Origin of the sequence: Luteimonas sp. WGS1318 (assembly GCF_043187535.1) — a bacterium.
In the GTDB taxonomy this organism is placed as follows: Bacteria; Pseudomonadota; Gammaproteobacteria; order Xanthomonadales; family Xanthomonadaceae; genus Luteimonas.
The window spans coordinates 198,391-216,232 of sequence record NZ_CP171131.1 but is presented as its reverse complement, the minus strand read 5'-3'; the positions used below and the strand labels follow the sequence as shown (position 1 = coordinate 216,232).

The 17,842-nt window shown below is 69.4% G+C and carries 15 protein-coding genes; 5 read left to right on the top strand and 10 right to left on the bottom strand.

Annotated features, from left to right (window positions below; all coding sequences use genetic code 11):
* Window positions 1-42 precede the first annotated feature (42 nt).
* Both dnaG and ACF3M1_RS00925 read left to right on the top strand, forming a co-directional pair.
* Window positions 43-1,785, top strand: a complete 1,743-nt coding sequence (dnaG, locus tag ACF3M1_RS00930; RefSeq protein WP_394003055.1) for a DNA primase — start codon at window positions 43-45, stop codon at window positions 1,783-1,785.
* A gap of 282 nt (window positions 1,786-2,067) precedes the next feature.
* The gene (locus ACF3M1_RS00925; protein WP_394003053.1) at window positions 2,068-2,697 is read left to right on the top strand and encodes a hypothetical protein; all 630 of its coding nucleotides are present in this window, start codon (window positions 2,068-2,070) and stop codon (window positions 2,695-2,697) included.
* A 99-nt stretch (window positions 2,698-2,796) separates the two neighbouring features.
* Here ACF3M1_RS00925 and cyoE read toward each other — a convergent pair whose 3' ends face one another.
* Genes cyoE through ACF3M1_RS00905 form a run of 4 tightly spaced genes read right to left on the bottom strand, consistent with a single transcriptional unit; the run spans window position 2,797 to window position 6,245 of the window.
* Window positions 2,797-3,729 carry a heme o synthase gene (cyoE, locus tag ACF3M1_RS00920; protein WP_394003051.1) on the bottom strand — a complete coding sequence of 311 codons (933 nt, stop codon included), beginning with the start codon at window positions 3,727-3,729 and terminating at the stop codon, window positions 2,797-2,799.
* A 1-nt stretch (window position 3,730) separates the two neighbouring features.
* Window positions 3,731-4,930, bottom strand: coding sequence for a heme A synthase (locus ACF3M1_RS00915; RefSeq protein ID WP_394003050.1), 1,200 nt, complete (start codon window positions 4,928-4,930; stop codon window positions 3,731-3,733).
* Window positions 4,930-5,514, bottom strand: a complete 585-nt coding sequence (locus ACF3M1_RS00910) for a hypothetical protein (RefSeq protein ID WP_394003048.1) — start codon at window positions 5,512-5,514, stop codon at window positions 4,930-4,932. Before ACF3M1_RS00910 ends, ACF3M1_RS00915 begins: the two co-directional genes overlap by 1 nt.
* A complete protein-coding gene (locus ACF3M1_RS00905) occupies window positions 5,511-6,245 on the bottom strand; it encodes an SURF1 family protein (RefSeq protein ID WP_394003046.1) in 735 nt (244 codons plus the stop codon). The genes ACF3M1_RS00910 and ACF3M1_RS00905 overlap by 4 nt, the downstream gene beginning before the upstream one ends.
* 65 nt (window positions 6,246-6,310) lie before the next feature.
* Between ACF3M1_RS00905 and ACF3M1_RS00900 the strand changes: the two genes are divergently transcribed.
* The gene (locus tag ACF3M1_RS00900; protein WP_394005141.1) at window positions 6,311-6,529 is read left to right on the top strand and encodes a twin transmembrane helix small protein; all 219 of its coding nucleotides are present in this window, start codon (window positions 6,311-6,313) and stop codon (window positions 6,527-6,529) included.
* A gap of 118 nt (window positions 6,530-6,647) precedes the next feature.
* Here the strand turns inward: ACF3M1_RS00900 and ACF3M1_RS00895 are convergent, their stop codons facing one another.
* The 5 genes from ACF3M1_RS00895 to coxB are packed head-to-tail and all read right to left on the bottom strand — an operon-like array spanning window position 6,648 to window position 10,941.
* Window positions 6,648-7,532 carry a cytochrome c oxidase subunit 3 gene (locus ACF3M1_RS00895; protein ID WP_394003044.1) on the bottom strand — a complete coding sequence of 295 codons (885 nt, stop codon included), beginning with the start codon at window positions 7,530-7,532 and terminating at the stop codon, window positions 6,648-6,650.
* Between the two features lie 46 nt (window positions 7,533-7,578).
* Entirely contained in the window at window positions 7,579-8,187 is a 609-nt protein-coding gene (locus tag ACF3M1_RS00890) for a cytochrome c oxidase assembly protein (RefSeq protein ID WP_394005140.1), read from the bottom strand.
* Window positions 8,188-8,201: 14 nt separating this feature from the next.
* Entirely contained in the window at window positions 8,202-8,333 is a 132-nt protein-coding gene (locus ACF3M1_RS00885; RefSeq protein WP_394003042.1) for a hypothetical protein, read from the bottom strand.
* Between the two features lie 25 nt (window positions 8,334-8,358).
* On the bottom strand, window positions 8,359-9,978 hold the full coding sequence (gene ctaD, locus ACF3M1_RS00880) for a cytochrome c oxidase subunit I (protein WP_394003040.1): 1,620 nt from the start codon (window positions 9,976-9,978) through the stop codon (window positions 8,359-8,361).
* 21 nt (window positions 9,979-9,999) lie between these two features.
* Entirely contained in the window at window positions 10,000-10,941 is a 942-nt protein-coding gene (coxB, locus tag ACF3M1_RS00875; protein ID WP_394003038.1) for a cytochrome c oxidase subunit II, read from the bottom strand.
* Between the two features lie 303 nt (window positions 10,942-11,244).
* On the opposite strand from coxB, the gene putA reads away from it, so the two are divergent.
* Both putA and ACF3M1_RS00865 read left to right on the top strand, forming a co-directional pair.
* Window positions 11,245-14,439, top strand: a complete 3,195-nt coding sequence (gene putA / locus ACF3M1_RS00870; protein ID WP_394003036.1) for a bifunctional proline dehydrogenase/L-glutamate gamma-semialdehyde dehydrogenase PutA — start codon at window positions 11,245-11,247, stop codon at window positions 14,437-14,439.
* 108 nt (window positions 14,440-14,547) lie between these two features.
* Entirely contained in the window at window positions 14,548-15,462 is a 915-nt protein-coding gene (locus ACF3M1_RS00865) for an AEC family transporter (protein ID WP_394003034.1), read from the top strand.
* A gap of 855 nt (window positions 15,463-16,317) precedes the next feature.
* Here ACF3M1_RS00865 and ACF3M1_RS00860 read toward each other — a convergent pair.
* Entirely contained in the window at window positions 16,318-17,646 is a 1,329-nt protein-coding gene (locus ACF3M1_RS00860) for an OmpP1/FadL family transporter (RefSeq protein WP_394003032.1), read from the bottom strand.
* Window positions 17,647-17,842: the final 196 nt, after the last annotated feature.

Sequence of the window (17,842 nt, the reverse complement as noted above, 5' to 3'; positions counted from 1 at the left end):
CGCGGTCGCCCGGGACGCACGCCCCTGCCGCGGGCCGGACTGATGGCGCGCATCCCCGACGCCTTCATCGACGATCTGCTGGCGCGTACCGACATCGTCGAACTGATCAACGCGCGCGTGCCGCTGAAGCGCCAGGGCAAGGAATACGCGTCGCGCTGCCCGTTCCACGACGAGCGCTCGGCCAGCTTCACGGTGTCGCCGACCAAGCAGTTCTATCACTGCTTCGGCTGCGGCGCGCACGGCACCGCGCTCAGCTTCCTGATGAACTACGACCGCCTCGAATTCCTCGATGCGGTCGACGAACTGGCCAAGCGCGCCGGCATGGAGGTGCCGCGCGATAGCCAGCAGCGCGAGGTGCGCCCCGACAGCGCGCCCATGTACGACGCACTCGAGGCCGCGACCCGGTTCTTCGTCCGCCAGCTCGCCGACAGTGACAAGGCCCGCGATTATCTCGACCGCCGCGGCGTGGGTGACGCGGTACGCGAGCAGTTCGCCATCGGCTACGCACCCAATGGCTTTTCCGCACTCAAGGACGCGCTGGGCAAGGACGACACGCGCCGGGTGGCGGTGCTGGAGAAGGTCGGCCTGCTGTCGAAGAACGACCGCGGCCACAGCTACGACAAGTTCCGCGACCGGGTGATCTTTCCGATCCATGACCGCCGCGGCCGGCCGATCGCGTTCGGCGGCCGGGTGCTCGATCCGGAGGATTCACCCAAGTACCTCAACTCGCCCGAGACGCCGCTGTTCCACAAGGGCCGCGAACTCTACGGCCTGTGGCAGGTGCGTCAGGCCAACCAGAAGATCGAGCGGCTGGTGGTCGTCGAGGGCTACATGGACGTGGTCGCGCTGTTCCAGTTCGGCGTGCCCCAGGCCGTGGCCACACTGGGCACGGCGACCACGCCCGACCACGCCGAACTGCTGTTCCGCAATGCGCCGGACGTCTTCTTCTGTTTCGACGGCGACGCCGCGGGCCGCCGCGCCGCCACGCGCGCGATGGAATCGGTGCTGCCGCGCATGCGCGACGGCCGCCAGGCCTTCTTCCTGTTCCTGCCCGATGGCGAAGATCCCGACACCATCGTGCGCACCGAGGGTGCGGCAGGCTTCGAGGCGCGCCTGGCCGGGGCCACGCCGCTGTCGACGTTCTTCTTCGACACCCTCGGCGAGGGCATCACCTTGTCGACGCTCGACGGCAAGGCGCGCCTGGCCGAGCGCGCGAAGCCGATGCTGGCGCAGATTCCCGACGGGGCGTTCGCCGATCTGATGCGCCAGCGCCTGTCCGAGATCACCGGCCTGGGTCAAACCACACCCGCGCAGGCCCAGGGTCCGAGTCGCATGCCGCGCGGCGGGCGCGCGGTGCCCGCGCCCAAGCGCAGCCTGGTGCGGCACGCGATCGCGCTGCTGCTGCAGAAGCCCGGCATGGCGGCCCAGTTGCCGCCGCCGTATCCGTTCGTGGCCCTGCGCCAGCCCGGTGTCGAGTTGCTGACCGAACTGATCGCGCTCGCCAGCGTGCGCCCCGACATCAGCACCGGCATGCTGCTCGCGCACTTCGACGACCGCGAGGAAGCGCCGGCGCTGCAGAAGCTCGCCAGCCAGAGCCTGCCCGGCGACGAGACGATCTGGCAGGCCGAGCTGCACGACGTCATCGCCCAGCTGGACCGCCAGGTGGTGCAGCAGCGCATCGACGCCCTGCTCGACCTGCAGCGCGGCGGCACGCTCGATGCCGTCGGCAAGCAGGAACTGCGCGATCTGCTCGCACAGCGCGGCGCAGGCATCGCGCCCGGCTGAGTGTCCGGCGCGCCGCACCACGCCTCAGCCGCACGACCGGCACGCTGTCACGCTTCGGCACATCGGCTCCAATCGTTCCGGCCTGGAACCGGTTCCAGCGCCGTCCGTCGACGGACGCTTAACTTCGGCGCTGGTCTGATCGCCCGCAGGGGGATCGACAGGGATCGCACACGGGCCATCGGCCCGGCCTGCCTGTCTGTCCGAAACCGGATCCGCCGAGGCCGCACAGACGTGCCCGGCACGGTGCCCTGCCTTTCCTTCCCTCGCGACAGGTCCTCTGCCATGACACCGATCCCGTTCCGCACGCCCGTTCTCGCCGCCGCGCTGGCGGTCACCCTGTTCTCGGCCTGCGCGAAGATCGACACGCCGCCGGCCCTGGTCAAACCGCTGCACATCGATCTGTCGGCGCCGGTCGCCGAACAGGTCGACCTGGCCTGGCCCGAACGCGGCGGCGCCCTGGCCGCCGAGCACACCGTCGCCCAGGCGCGGCAGGTGACGCTGCGCCTGCCCAACGGCCGCCAGGTCACCGTGCCGGCCGAACGCGTGGCCTTCCGTCAGCAGGACGGCATGCTGGCGAGCGTCAACATCGAACCCAGCGGAACGGCGGGCGAGCAGGCGGTCGCGCTGGCGCACGTCCGCGCGTTGCTCGACGACAACCGCCTGCTCGACCCGACCCTCGCGACCGCGCTCGACGGCTGGCTGCACACCGGCGACGTGGACCGCAGTGCGCGCGTGGTCGTCCGCGATGTCGACGTCGAAGTCGCGCTGCGTCCGGACACCAAGCTCGGCTGGCAGCCCACGCTCGATTTCGCGCCGCGCGCCTGCCGGATGCCCGCCGGGCTCGACGGCAATCCGGAGGCATGCCTGCATGTGCCGAGCGCTGATGCGGCGCTCGCGGAGGTCCAGGGCTGAGCACGCCCCACGCCAGACCCGATGCGATGTGATCGGGCGGCCGGCGTATCGCAAAGGCGCGCCGGCACCCGGCCGTGATCGCCGCCGGGTGGTCGTTCCTCAGCCCACCCGCTGCCAGTCGAGTCCACCGGTCGCCGCGCCGGCGCCGGGCAGCCACGGCAGCAGCCAGTGGTCGACCAGCAGGAAGGCGAACAGCGCCATCAGGTAGACGACGGAATAGTTGAACATCCGCATCGCGAAGAACTCGTCCGGCGGATCGAGCAGGCGCCACGCGTACCACAGGAACACCAGACCCAGCACCACGGCGCCGCCGAGATAGAACAGGCCGCTCATGCCGATCGCGGTCGGCAGCAGCGTGATCAGCACCAGTAGCACGGTGTAGATCAGGATCTGCCAGCGCGTGTACGCCACGCCGTGGGTCACCGGCAGCATCGGCACCAGCGCGCGCGCGTAGTCCTCGCGGCGGAAGATCGCCAGCGCCCAGAAATGCGGCGGGGTCCACACGAAGATGATCAGCACAAGCAGCAGCGCATGCGCCCAGTCCCACTGGCCCTGCATGTTGGTCACCGCGGCCCAGCCGAGCAGCGGCGGCGCCGCGCCGGCGATGCCGCCGATGACGATGTTCTGCGGCGTCGCGCGCTTGAGAAAGCCCGTGTAGACGACCGCATAGCCGATCAGCGAGGCGAACGTCAGCGCCGCCGTCAGCACGTTGACCAGCAGCACCAGGATCGCCATCGACACCGCGCCGAGCGCCAGCGCGAACACCAGCACCTGCACCGGCCGCAACGTGCCCGTCGCCAGCGGCCGGTTCGCGGTGCGGGCCATGACCTTGTCGATGCGCTGGTCGATCAGATGGTTGATCGCCGCCGCCGATGCCGCGGCCAGCCAGATGCCGAGCAGGCCGAACACGCTCTCCTGCCACGGCGGCAGGCCGGGCACCGCGAGGAACATGCCCACCAATGCGGTGAACACGATCAGCGCGACGACGCGCGGCTTGGTCAGCTCCCAGTACTGGCTCGCGATGTGCGCCATGTCAGTCCGGCCGCTTGAGTCGCGCCAGCAGCGACACAAGCACGAACAGCAGCAGCGCCGCACCGCCGTTGTGCATGACCGCGACCGACAGCGGCAGCGACAGCTTGACGTTGAGGATGCCCAGCGCGACCTGCGCGCAGGTCAGCAGCGCGAGCGCGACCGCCCAGGCGCGCAGGCCCGGCGTGCGCAGCAGGCGCGCGGCGAACGCCAGCAGGCCCACGAACACGACCACGCCCATCACCCGGTGCGCGAGCTGGATCGCGATCCGCGCCGCACCGTCGAGCACGCCCCCCTCGTAGTCGACACCGACGCCGCGCCACAGCACGAAGCCCTCGCGGAAATCGGCCGCGGGCCACCACTGGCCGACGCACTTCGGGAAATCGATGTAGTGGTGCGCCGCCGTGGTCCAGCCGCCAGCCCCGCAGGCGAGCGCGGCGTAGTTCGCGCTGACCCAGCCACCGAGCGCGATCTGCACGCCGACCAGCGCGATCGCCGCGATCGCCCAGCGCCGCAGCACGCCGGCATCGGCCAGCACGATCGGCTGCACCGTCGCCCGCCACGCCATCCACAGCAGCAGCGAGAACGTCAGCATGCCGCCGAGCAGATGGCCCATGACGATGACCGGCTTGAGCAGCATCGTCACCGTCCATTTGCCGAGCAGCGCCTGGAAGACCACCACCGCCAGCGTCAGCGCCGCCGCGCGCGCCAGGTCGACGTTCGACCAGCGCAGCGCGGCCAGCAGCAGGATCGCCTCGCCGAGCGCGGCGATCGCCAGCGCCGACATCACGTGGCCCGCCATGTACAGCGGGATCGCCAGCGCCACCAGCAGCGAGGCGCCGATCACCTGGGCGACGCCGTAGCGGCGCCGGCGCGCCGCGATCAGCGCCAGCACCAGCACGAACACACCCAGCACCGCGGCCAGATGGCGGTGCACCTGCTCGCGCCAGGCCTTGTCGGTTTCGAGTACGCGGATCGCGGTGGCCGCGTGGTCGGCCACCTCTTCGGCCGCCTGCGGCCACGCCGCGCGTCCGTAGCAGGTGGGCCAGTCCGGGCAGCTGAGGCCGGCATCGGACAGGCGCACGAACGCACCGAACACGATCACGCACAGCGTCAGCGCCGCGGCCAGCCAGGCGATGCGGTGGAAATGGCGGTGGACCGCCGGGCGGAACGCACTGCCGTGCGTGGAGGGGGTCTGGGTCATCATCTGAGCTTGAGCAGCCGGGCCATGTCGGTGCGCAGGTGCCCGGGGTCGAACCCGGGGGCATAACGCAGGATCACGAACCCGTTCGGGTCCACGACGTAGGCGGGAACGCCATTGTCCGCTTCGCCGGGGCCGCCGTCGACGCGTGGCAGGGCCGCGCGCAGCGCGGGGTCAGCTTCGAGCACGCGCCAGGCCGGATTGCGCACCGCGTCCTCGGGCACGTCGCCGAGCCAGAGGATGTCGACATGGTCGGCGTTGCGGCCGAAGAGCTGCCAGACGAGATCGAGCTCGCGCGCCAGTTCGACGCAGGCGGCCGCACAGCCCGCGGGCGGCGCCACGAGAATGCGCCAGCGCCGTTCGATCGGACGCCATGAATAAGGCTCGCCGCCGGTCAGGCGGGGCGACAGGCCGCGCAGGTCGGCCGGCGGATCGAGCAGTTCGCCCTTGTTCTGCATGGCGTGCGGCCGCCAGCCGGAAAACCGCAACGCACCGGCGACCAGCGCGCTGCCGAGGAACAGCACGACGATCAGCACCAGCAGCAGGCGGTTGCGGTCGCGCCGGGCGCGGGGAAGATCGGAACTCATCGGCGGGCGGTCCGGAAGGTGAGGACGAGGGCGATGACCAGCGCGGCCAGCGCGAGGCCGAACCACTGCACCGCATAGCCCAGGTGTTTCTCGGGCGGCAGCGTGTTGGGCAGGATGTCGAGATCGCGCGCCTGGCCGAGGGGCATCGCGGGATCCGGGCGCAACACGCGCGGCGCCGGCGCGGCGATGCCGGCCGCGTCACCGATCGCCTGCATGTCGATGCGGGTCATCAGGAACGCATCGCCGTCGCTGACCGCGGGGCCCAGGGCGAGGCCGCTCGAGGGCGGCGGCAGCAGGAGGCCACGGAGCACCATGGTCTCGCCGGCCAGGCCGTCGCCGGCGACGATGTCGGATGCGGGCAGACGGCCCGCACGGTCGACGATCGGAGTCCAGCCCAGGTCCACCAGCATCGGCGTTCCGGCGTCGGGAACGAACAGCCGGTAGATGCGCAGGCCGGCCTGGCCGTCGCGGATCTGGTTGTCGAGCACCCAGGGCTTGCCGGCGACGAAGCGCCCGCGTCCCTCGGCCCAGTCGTAGTCGCGCGCCCGGCCGGCGTCGGCTGCGCGAGCGAGCGGCACCGGCACGCGGGCCTCGAGTACCGCCTCGACCGCGTCGAGCATCGCGCGCTTTTCGTGCATGCGCGTGAGCTGCCACTGCCCGAGTGCACTGCACACCACGATGACCACGAGGGCGAGCATCCAGCCGGCGACGCGCGCGGCGCGCGGACTCACACATCACCCCCGGTGCACTGCGATACTCCGCTCACGTCCCGCGCGCCACGGAGTTCGCCATGGTGATGAACGATTCGCTCAAGACGCTGTTGATCATCGGCTTCGTGCTCCTGATTCTCTGGAACCTCGGGGCCGGCCTCTACTACATGCTGACCGACAAGGGGCAGAGCGACCGGACCGTGAAGGCGCTGACGCGCCGCATCGGTCTGTCGGTCGCCCTGATCGCCCTGGTGCTGCTGGCGGTCGCGATGGGATGGATCCGGCCGCATGGAGTCTACGGCTGACGCCGCCGTCCGGATTCCGTGTGGCTGTGATTGGTGATTCGTGATTGGGACAGGCGGATCGCGCGAGCGTTTGCTCTTTCGAATCAGCAATCACGAATCACGTTCGTCTACGTCGTCGTCAGACGACGTAGACGAACAGAAAGAGGATCAGCCACACCACGTCGACGAAGTGCCAGTACCAGGCCACCGCCTCGAACGCGAAGTGGTTTTCCTTCGTGAAGTGGCCCTTGTAGCAGCGCAGCCAGATCACGATCAGCATGATCGTGCCCAGCGTCACGTGCGCGCCGTGGAAGCCGGTCAGCATGAAGAAGGTCGAGCCGTAGATGCCCGAGCCCATCGTCAGGTTGAGGTCGCGGTAGGCGTGGACGTATTCCTCGATCTGGAAGAACAGGAACACGCAGCCGAGCAGGATCGTCGCGCCGAGGAACACCAGCAGCTGGGTGCGGCGCGCGGCGCGCAGCGCGTGGTGGGCGATCGTGATCGTCACACCCGAGGCCAGCAGGATCAGCGTGTTGAGCAGCGGCAGGCCCCAGGCCGGAATCGTCTGGAAGGCGCCGCCGACCGCGCCCGGCCCCGACGTCGGCCAGGCCGCGCTGTAGCCGTCCCACAGCACTGCATTGGTCATCGCACCACTGCCTTCGCCGCCGAGCCAGGGCAGCGACAGCGTGCGCGCGTAGAACAGCGCGCCGAAGAACGCGGCGAAGAACATGATCTCCGAGAAGATGAACCACACCATCCCCATGCGGAACGACAGGTCGACCTGCCGGTTGTAGTAGCCCGAGACCGATTCGAGGATCACGTCGGCGAACCACTTGAACAGGATCAGCGACAGCACCGCCGCGCCGACGAAGAACATCGGCCGGCCCCAGCTCGCCTCGTTGAACCAGCTGGCCAGTCCCAGCATCGTGACGAACAGCGCGACCGACGCGAACAACGGCCACTTGCTGTCGTGCGGCACGAAATAGACGTCGGGGTCGTGCGGGGCGGGCTTGGCATGGGCCATGGCGATGTCCGTGTGTCGGGCTCGGTTCAAAGGGAAGACGTGCAGCTCACGGGGCCGCCGCCGGGCCGGCACGCCCGGGGGCGGCCGCGGCCTGCGCGGCCAGGCGCGAGGTCAGCACATCGTTCTTGAAGAAGGTATACGACAGCGTGACCGTGTTGACGTCGGGCGGCAACGACGGATCGATGATGAAGCGCACCGGCATGTCGCGGGTTTCGCCGGCCTCGAGCGTCTGCGCGGTGAAGCAGAAGCATTCGGTCTTCTGGAAGAAGCCGGATGCGCGCGCCGGCGCCACCGACGGGGTGGCACTGCCGACGACCGGCGCGGTGCTGTCGTTGTGCGCGTAGTACGTGGTCTCGTACTGCTCGCCCACCTGCACGCGCATGCGGGTCTCGTTGGGGCGGAACGACCACGGCAGGCGCGAGTTCACGGTGGCGTCGAACTCCACCGTCACCCAGCGCTCGGCCGGCGTGGCGCTGGTGGCCGGCGCGCTGACCGCGCTGTTCTCCAGGCGGATGCCGAACACCTTCTCGCAGGCGATGCGGTACAGCGGCACCAGTGAGAACGTGAACGCGAACGCGGCGATCGAGATGCCGACCAGCTTGCCGATGCCGAAGGTCTTCGACGCCGGGCGGGTGTCGACCCGTTCCTCCTGCATGCGCGGCGCGTCGCTCACGACAGCAGCACGCCGCGCAGGATGAAGCCGACGTAGACCGAGCCCGCGATCACCGCGACGACGATCGCCGTGCGGCGCGCGCGCCGGCGGCGGGCGACGAGATCGTCATTGGCATCGGGGCTGGGCATCGTGGCCTGCATCGTATCCGCGGACTCAGTGGCTGATGTCGTCGTGGGCGAGATCGCCGGGCTTGAGGATCGGCGGCTTGGCGAAGGTGTGGTGCGGGGCCGGCGACGGCACCGTCCACTCCAGGCCCTTGGCGCCTTCCCACGAGCGCGCCGCGGCGGGCGCGCCGCGCAGCTTCGAGTGCAGCAGGATCGCGAACATCATGAACGGCGTGACGAACATGCCGAACGCGCCGACCGAGCTGATCAGGTTCCAGTCGGCGAACACGACGTTGTAGTCGGGAATGCGCCGCGGCATGCCGGCCAGGCCGAGGAAGTGCTGCGGGAAGAACAGCAGGTTGACGAACACGATCGTCCACCAGAACTGCACCTTCGCCCAGAACTCGCTGTACATGCGCCCGGTCCACTTCGGCCACCAGTAGTAGACCGCCGCGATGATCGAGAACAGCGCGCCGGTCACCAGCACGTAGTGGAAATGCGCGACGACGAAGTAGGTGTCGTGGTACTGGAAGTCGGCCGGCACGATCGCGAGCATCAGGCCCGAGAAGCCGCCGATGGTGAACAGGATCACGAACGCGACCGCCCACAGCATCGGCGCCTCGAACGTCATCGCGCCGCGCCACATCGTCGACACCCAGTTGAAGATCTTCACGCCCGTGGGAATGGAGATCAGCATCGTCGCGAACATGAAGTAGATCTCGCCGCCCAGCGGCATGCCCACGGTGAACATGTGGTGGGCCCAGACGATGAAGCTCAGGAACGCGATCGCCGCGGTCGCGTAGACCATCGCCTGGTAACCGAACAGCGGCTTGCGGCTGAAGGTCGGGATGATCTCCGAGACGATGCCGAACGCCGGCAGGATCATGATGTAGACCTCGGGGTGCCCGAAGAACCAGAAGATATGCTGGTACATCACCGGGTCGCCGCCGCCGGCCGCGTTGAAGAACGAGGTCATGAAGAACTTGTCGGTCAGCAGCATCGTGACCGCGCCGGCCAGCACCGGCATCACCGCGATCAGCAGGAACGCGGTGATCAGCCAGGTCCAGCAGAAGATCGGCATCTTCAACAGGTCCACGCCCGGGGCGCGCATGTTGAGGATGGTCGCGATGACGTTGATCGCGCCCATGATCGAGCTGATGCCCATCATGTGGATGGCGAAGATCGTCAGCGACACGCTGCTGCCGCCCTGCAGCGACAGCGGCGGGTACAGCGTCCAGCCGCCGGCCGGGCCGCCGCCGGGCAGGAACAGCGTCGCCAGCAGCAGGGTGAACGCGAACGGCAGAATCCAGAACGACCAGTTGTTCATGCGCGGCAGCGCCATGTCCGGCGCGCCGATCTGCAGCGGGATCATCCAGTTGGCCAGGCCGACGAAGGCCGGCATCACGCCACCGAAGATCATCACCAGCGCATGCATGGTGGTCATCTGGTTGAAGAACGCCGGGCTGACGTGCTGCAGGCCGGGCGCGGCGAGCTCGGTGCGGATGATCACGCTCATCGCGGCGCCGATGATGAACATCACGAACGAGAACAGCAGGTACAGCGTGCCGATGTCCTTGTGGTTCGTGGAGAAGAACCAGCGCTGCACGAAACCCTGCGTATGGGCGTGATCGTCGTGGTGCGTGTCGGCTGAAACGGTCGTCGTCGACATGGGCGGTGAACCTCGAAGCGATCAGCCGGCCGCGGGCGCGGCGGGGGCGGTAGGAGACTGCACGGTAGCGTCATCGGCCGCCGGTGCGGCGGTCGGCGCTGGCGCGGCGGGCGCCGGCTCGGCCGGAGCGTTCTTCGCCTTCTCGGCGGCGAGCCATTGCGCGAACTCGGCCGGCGGCACCGCGCGCACGACGATCGGCATGAAGCCGTGGTCCTTGCCGCACAGTTCCGCGCACTGGCCGCGGTAGACGCCGGGCTCGAGAATCTCGGTCCAGGCCTCGTTGACCAAGCCCGGAATCGCATCCTGCTTCCAGCCGAAGGCCGGCACCCACCAGGAGTGGATCACGTCGTCGGCGGTGACCACGAAGCGGATCTTGGTGTCGGTGGGCAGCACCAGCGGGTTGTCGACGTCGAGCAGGTAGTGGCCGTGCGCATCGAGTTCGGCGCGGGTGGTGTCGCGGCCCTGGCGCAGGCGGTCGCTCTCGCGGTCGAGGCGGCTGCTCAGGGTGACGTTCTCGCCCATGTACTCGTAATGCCACATCCACTGCACGCCGGTGACCTTGACGGTCATCGCCGCGTCGCGGGTGTCGTACATCGCGATCAGCTTGCGCGTCGCCGGCACCGCCATGATCACCAGCAGGATGATCGGCACCACGGTCCAGATGATCTCGGCCGTCGTGTTGTGGGTGAACGTGGCCGGGGTCACGCCGCGCGACTTGCGGAAGCGGAACATCGCGATCGCCATCGCGCCGAAGACCAGCGCGCCGATCGCCACGCAGATCCACAGCGCGAGCATGTGCGCGTCGTAGGCGTGCTGGGACGAGGCGGTGACGCCCTTGCCCATGTTGAGCTGCCACCGATGCGGGTCGGCGGACTGCGCCGCGACGTTCGCGGACAGCACCAGTGCGGCGACGCCCCCCACCCACTGCTTGAAACGACCGGCTTGCTTCACATCGGACCCCATGCCTGAGCTGGCGTTGTCTGGCGGGAACGCGTCCGGTCCGTCCATACCCGGTACGGGACCGGAAACGGCATACGCAGGAGCGGCGGCGTACTGCGAATAACCAATGAATGGTAGCTGTCGGTGATCGGCAGGGGCAAGCCGCGTGGCGATCAACCCTCTTGACAGCGCCGTGCTGCACCGCGCCATGAACAGGAACGTGGTGTCCGATGACGCTCCCCGGCGCCGCGCAGAGGCCGCGACGGGCACAGTCCGGACCCGGTCCGCAGGCTAGAATTCCGCTTCTGTCCCTGCCGGTCGCCCGCCTTGAACGCCAGTCTGTCGCCCGCCCCCCAGGCGGCCTCCCTCCCGTCGCTGCGCGCAGCGGTCACCGCGGCATGGACGCGGGACGAAACCGCCCATGTGCGCGAACTCCTCGGCCAGGCGCGCCAGCCCTGCGCCGACTGGAGCGAGGCCGATCGCGCTGCGATCCAGACCACGGCCGCCGATCTGGTACGTCGGGTGCGCACCCGGGCCCAGCACCAGGGCGCGATCGAGGCCTTCATGCAGCAGTACGACCTCGGCAGCGAGGAAGGCGTGCTGCTGATGTGCGTGGCCGAGGCGCTGCTGCGCATTCCGGACCAGGACACGGCCGACGCGCTGATCCGCGACAAGCTCGGTGAGGCCAACTGGCGCAAGCACATGGGCCAGTCGGACTCGGTGCTGGTCAACGCCTCGACCTGGGGCCTGATGCTGACCGGCCACCTGGTCGATCTGGCCGACGACACCAAGCGCAACGTCCACAATGCCTTCCAGCGCCTGATCGGCCGCGTCGGCGAGCCGGTGATCCGGCTCGCGGTGCGCCAGGCGATGCGGATCATGGGCCATCAGTTCGTCATGGGCCGCACGATCGGCGAGGCGCTGACGCGCAGCCGCAAGGGCGCCAACGCGGCGTACCGCTATTCGTTCGACATGCTCGGCGAGGCCGCGCTGACCCAGGCCGATGCGGACCGTTATCTGAAGGCCTACCGCGATGCGATCGACGCGATCGGCCGCACGGGGCCGTTCGAGGACGCGATCACCGCACCGTCGATCTCGGTCAAGCTGTCCGCGCTGCACCCGCGCTACGAGCACGCCAAACGCGAACGCGTGCTGGCCGAGCTGGCGCCGCGCCTGCGCGATCTGGCGCAGCGCGCGAAGGGCTATCGCATCGGCCTGACCGTCGACGCCGAGGAAGCCGACCGGCTGGAGCTGTCGCTCGACGTGATCGAGGCTGCCTGGTCCGCTGCCTCGCTGGCCGGCTGGGACGGCTTCGGCATCGTCGTGCAGGCCTACCAGAAGCGCGCGCCGTTCGTGATCGACTGGATCGCAGCGCTGGCCCGCGCGCATGGCCGCCGCATTCCGGTGCGCCTGGTCAAGGGCGCCTACTGGGACAGCGAGATCAAGCGCGCCCAGGTCGAAGGCCATCCGGGCTATCCGGTGTTCACGCGCAAGCCCAACACCGACGTCAGCTATCTCGCCAATGCGCGTCGCCTGCTGTCGGCCACCGATGCGATCTATCCGATGTTCGCCACCCACAACGCGCACACCATCGCCGCCGTGCACCGCATGGGTGCGCGCCTGCTCGGCGCCCGGGCCGGTGGCCATCCGTTCGAGTTCCAGAAGCTGCACGGCATGGGCGACGACCTCTACGCCGAGGTCATTCCGGCCGACCGTCTCGACGTGCCCTGCCGGGTCTATGCGCCGGTCGGCTCGCACGAGGACCTGCTGCCGTACCTGGTGCGCCGCCTGCTCGAGAACGGCGCCAACTCCAGCTTCGTCAACCGGATCAGCGACGAGGAGGTCGCCATCGACGACCTGATCCGCGATCCGGTCGAGGTCGTGTCCGGTTTCGAATCCATTCCCCACCCCCGCATTCCGCTGCCGGTCGACCTCTACCGCAGCCAGTCGCACGACAGGAGCAATTCAATGGGCGTCAATCTCGCCAACGACGCGCAGCTCGCCGCACTCGCCGAACAGATCCAGGCCCATGCCGGCCCGTGGACCGCGGGTCCACTGGTGCCGGGTGCGACCAGCAGCGGCGAGACGATCGAGGTCACCAGCCCCGCCGACCGCCGCGTGCGCGTGGGCCAGTGGCAGGCTGCCGACACCGCGACCGTCGAGCAGGCGCTGCGCAACGCGACCGACGCCCACGCCGACTGGAACGCGATGCCCGCCGCCTCGCGCGCGGCGATCCTCGAGCACGCCGCCGACCTGCTGGAAGCGCGCACGCCCGAATACATCGCGATGTGCACGCGCGAAGCCGGCAAGACGATTCCCGACGGCGTGGCCGAAGTGCGCGAGGCCGTGGATTTCCTGCGCTACTACGCCGGCGAGGCGCGCCGTCTGTTCATCGTCGAGGCGCTGCCCGGCCCGACCGGCGAATCCAACAGCCTGCAGCTCTCGGGCCGCGGCGTGTTCGTGTGCATCAGCCCGTGGAACTTCCCGCTGGCGATCTTCGCCGGCCAGATCGCCGCCGCGCTCGCGGCCGGCAATACCGTCATCGCCAAGGCCGCCGAGCAGACCACGCTGGTCGGCCATGCCGCGGTCAAGCTGCTCCACGAAGCCGGCGTGCCGGACGCCGTGCTGCAGTACGTGCCCGGCGATGGCGCCAGCGTCGGCGCCGCGCTGACCTCGGATGCGCGCGTGGCCGGCGTGGTGTTCACCGGATCGAACGCGACCGCGCTGGCGATCAACCGCGCGCTCGCCGCGCGCGACGGCGCGATCGGCACGCTGATCGCCGAGACCGGCGGCCAGAACGCGCTGATCGCCGATTCCTCCGCGCTGCCCGAGCAACTGGTCAAGGACGCGCTGGGTTCGGCATTCACCTCGGCCGGCCAGCGCTGCTCGGCCGCGCGCGTGCTGTTCGTGCAGGACGACATCGCCGACAAGGTGCTCGAGATGCTGGCCGGCGCGATGCAGGAGCTCACCGTCGGCGATCCGGCGCTGCTGTCGACCGACGTCGGCCCGGTGATCGACGCCGATGCGCTGCGCATGCTCGACATGCACGCCGAACGCATGGCCAGCGAAGCGCGGCTGATCGCGACCACGCCGGTCGGCGAGGCCACCGCGCACGGGACGTTCTTCGCGCCGCGCGCGTGGGAACTGCAGTCGCTGTCCCAGCTGCAACGCGAGAACTTCGGCCCGGCGCTGCACGTGATCCGCTGGAAGGCCAACGAGCTCGACGCGGTGATCGACGCGATCAACAACACCGGCTACGGCCTCACGCTGGGCATCCACTCGCGCATCGACGAGACCGTCGAGACGATCACGTCGCGCGCGCGGGTCGGCAACGTCTACGTCAACCGCAACCAGATCGGCGCCGTGGTCGGCGTGCAGCCCTTCGGTGGCCAGCGCCTGTCGGGCACCGGCCCGAAGGCCGGCGGCTCGCACTATCTGCCGCGCTTCACCACCGAGAAGACCGTGACCATCAACACCACGGCCGCCGGCGGCAACGCGTCGCTGCTGACCTTGGTCGACTGACGCACCCGCGGGCGGACGGCCGCGTGCCGTCCGCCCGCGCATTGCCGCCGCTGCGGTGATGTCGTGGCCGTGATCGGCCGCCCCGTTTCCTTCGAGTGCCTGACGCCCGTGGCTTTCGACGCCTTCGCCCTGATTCTCGCGATGCTCGCGCTGGGCATGCTGTTCGCACGTTTCGGCGTGCTGCCGGGCAGCGCCGCCGAAGTGCTCAACCGCGTCGTGCTGCTGGTCTGCCTGCCGGCCGCGGTGCTGGTGCACGTGCCGTCTCTGCAGTTCGACCCGGCGCTGATCGGCCTGGCAGCGACGCCTTGGCTGCTGGCTGCGGCGACGGTGCTGCTGGTCTGGCCGCTCGCGCGGCTGCTGCGCTTCCGCCGCGACGAGACCGCCGTCGTGCTGCTGTGCGTGGCGCTGTGCAACAGCAGCTTCATCGGCTACCCGATGATCGGCGCACTGCTGGGCCAGGACGCCGTGGCCTATGCGGTGGTCTACGACCAGTTCGGCACCTTCGTGCTGCTGTCGACCTTCGGCCTGACCGTGATCGCGCGGTATGCCGGCGACACGCCACCGTCCGCGCGGCAGATCCTCGGCCGCATGCTGCGGTTTCCGCCGCTGTGGGCGCTGGCGTTCGCGCTGACCCTGATGCCGGCGCGGCCGCCGGTGTGGATCGACGACGGCCTGCGCACCGTCGCCGGCGCGATGCTGCCGCTGGTGATGCTGGCGGTCGGCCTGTCGATCCGGCTGCGCATGCCGCGCGACGAACTCCGTCCGCTCGCGACCGGGCTGCTGCTGAAACTGCTGGTGATGCCGGCGATCGCGTTGCCGCTGTCCTGGGCGTTCGGCATGACCGGCACGATGCTGCAGGCGAACGTGCTCGAAGCCGCGATGCCGAGCATGATCACCGCCGCCGCGCTGGCGATCGCCGCCGGCCTCGCGCCGCGGCTGGCCGCCGCCCTGGTGGGCTACGGCATCCTGCTGTCGCTGGCGACATTGCCGGCCTGGGCCTGGCTGCTTGGGCGGCTCGCTTAGGCCCGCGCCCGTGTCGGTGCGCGATGAGGCTGTTCCGGTGATGCCGGTTCGCGCGCGAGCGCGCTCCTACAAAGGCGACGACGGCTTGAGAAGGACATCGCTGGCTGGCAGATGTTCGTTCCGCGTATGCCAGGTCTCCGGGCTCTGACGCTATGCCTGGGCGAAACGCCAAACGGCCCGGCGTCGCCCCGGCGGCAATCAACGGCGCTCTGTGTAGGAGCGCGCTTGCGCGCGATGGCGCTGTGCCGGTAATGCCCGTTCGCGCGCGAGCGCGCTCCTACACGAGCAGCAACGACCGGGGACGGGCATCGCGGGCCGGGGCGTGTTCGTCTTGGGTAGACCGTGCATCCGAATAGGCTCGGACGCTGGGTCACGCGTCACGCCGAACGGTCCGGCGTCGCCTTGGCTGTGCGCTCTCACGTCCGCGCCCCATGTAGGAGCGCGCTTGCGCGCGATGGGGCTGTCCTGGTGAGGCCCGTTCGCGCGCGAGCGCGCTCCTACAAAAGCGACGACGGCTTGAGAAGGACATCGCTGGCTGGCAGACGTTCGTTCCGCGCATGCCAGGTCTCCGGGCCCTGACGCTATGCCTGGGCGAAACGCCAAACGGCGGCGGCGCCCCGGCGGCCATCAACGGCGCCCTGTGTAGGAGCGCGCTCGCGCGCGATGGCGCTGTGCCGGTAATGCCCGTTCGCGCGCGAGCGCGCTCCTAACAGCTGCGATGGGGTGCGGGCGCAGGCGGCCCGATGACGCGCGATCACGCGCAGGAAAGCGCCCATGCAAACACGCACAAAAAAAAGCCCCGCCGAAGCGGGGCTTTTTCGTCTCACACGGTCCTCGGAATCAGGACCGCCCGGATCAGAAGCGGTACTGCGCCGACACGCCGAACAGGTTGGCGTTGCCGTCGAAGCCACCGGCGACGCGGCTGCCGCCGCTGGTGGTGTCGATGCGCGGGCTGCGCGGTTCGATGCGGGTGTAGGCGAAGTTGACGTCGAACGCGTCGCTCATGGCCCACGTTGCGCCGACCGAATAGAAGATGCGGTTCGCATCGGGCAGGCGCGGGGTGCGGTGCTCGAGGCTGGTCGGGGTTTCGTCGTACGCGACGCCGCCACGGATCTTCCACGATTCGTTGAGCGCGTACTCGGCGCCGAGGGCGGCGAAGTACGTGTCACGCCATTCGAAGGGCTCGACCGAATCCGGATCCGGGTTGTCGAAGTTGATGCGGACCTCGCGCAGCGACGACCAGTTGGTCTCGGCGTACGTGGCCGACAGCATCAGCGCATCGGTGATCTGCCACGTCGCGCCGACGTTGAGGATCGACGGCGTGGTCAGATCGGCGGACGCGCCGCCATCGAGGAACAGGCCCGGGCGGGCGACGTTCAGCACCGCGGCGGCGTTGCCCGGCACGGTCCAGTCGGCGGTGCCGCGCAGTTCGTAATCGATCTCGGAGCGGTAGCTCACGCCGATGGCGACGGTGTCGGTCGGACGGAAGTGCGCGCCGACCAGCCAGCCGAAGCCGTTGTCGTCGCCCTGGATCTCGGCCAGGCCGTCCGCGTTCTGCGGCAGGAAGCCGGGCACGCCCGACTGCGCCAGCAGCGCGCCGAAATCGACCGCGCGCGACAGGGTCACGTCGGCGCGCGAGGCGATGACGCCCAGGCCGACCGAGAAGCGGTCGCTGATGTCGATCGCGCCCGACAGGGTCAGGTCGACGACCTTCACGTCCGAGGTCTGTGCGGCATAGCGGCCGACCCAGCCCGCGTCGTATTCGGTCTTCAGGCCGAACGGGGCGCTGATCATCGCGCCGAGCGCGACGCCGTTGTCGAGCTTGTGCACGACCGACAGCGCCGGCACCGGGGTGACGTCGCCGGCGTTGCCGCCGTTGCTGCCGGTCAGCGGACGGCCGAGCGCGTCGCGGCCGCTGCCCTGGAATTCATAGTTGAGGTCGATGACGGTCAGGTCGGCCTGCACCGTGGTGCCTTCGAACTGGGTCATCACCGCCGGGTTGTTGGTCACGACCGAGCTGTCGCCGGTCTTCGCGGCGGTGCCGGCGAAGGACGAGCCCTGCGACTTGACGCTGTTTTCCTTGAGCTGGAAACCGGCCGCCTGGACCTGGCCAGCGAATGCCAGCGCGCCGGCGATGCCGACGGCCAGAAGGGTGTTCTGCATATAGCGGGGGGTGGTAGCCATGTGTCGCGTTCTCTCCGAGTGATGCTTCGATGTGGATGCTCCGCCGGACGAGACAAAGCCCCCTTTCGTCGTCGTCACCTGTCGGAAATCCCCTCCCGAACGCGCGCAGCGGTGCGGATGATACCGTACGTTGCCGTCTGGACCCGTGCTGCGCTGCGGCATTCCGCGACGCCACCGGCGATGCGCTTTACCGCCG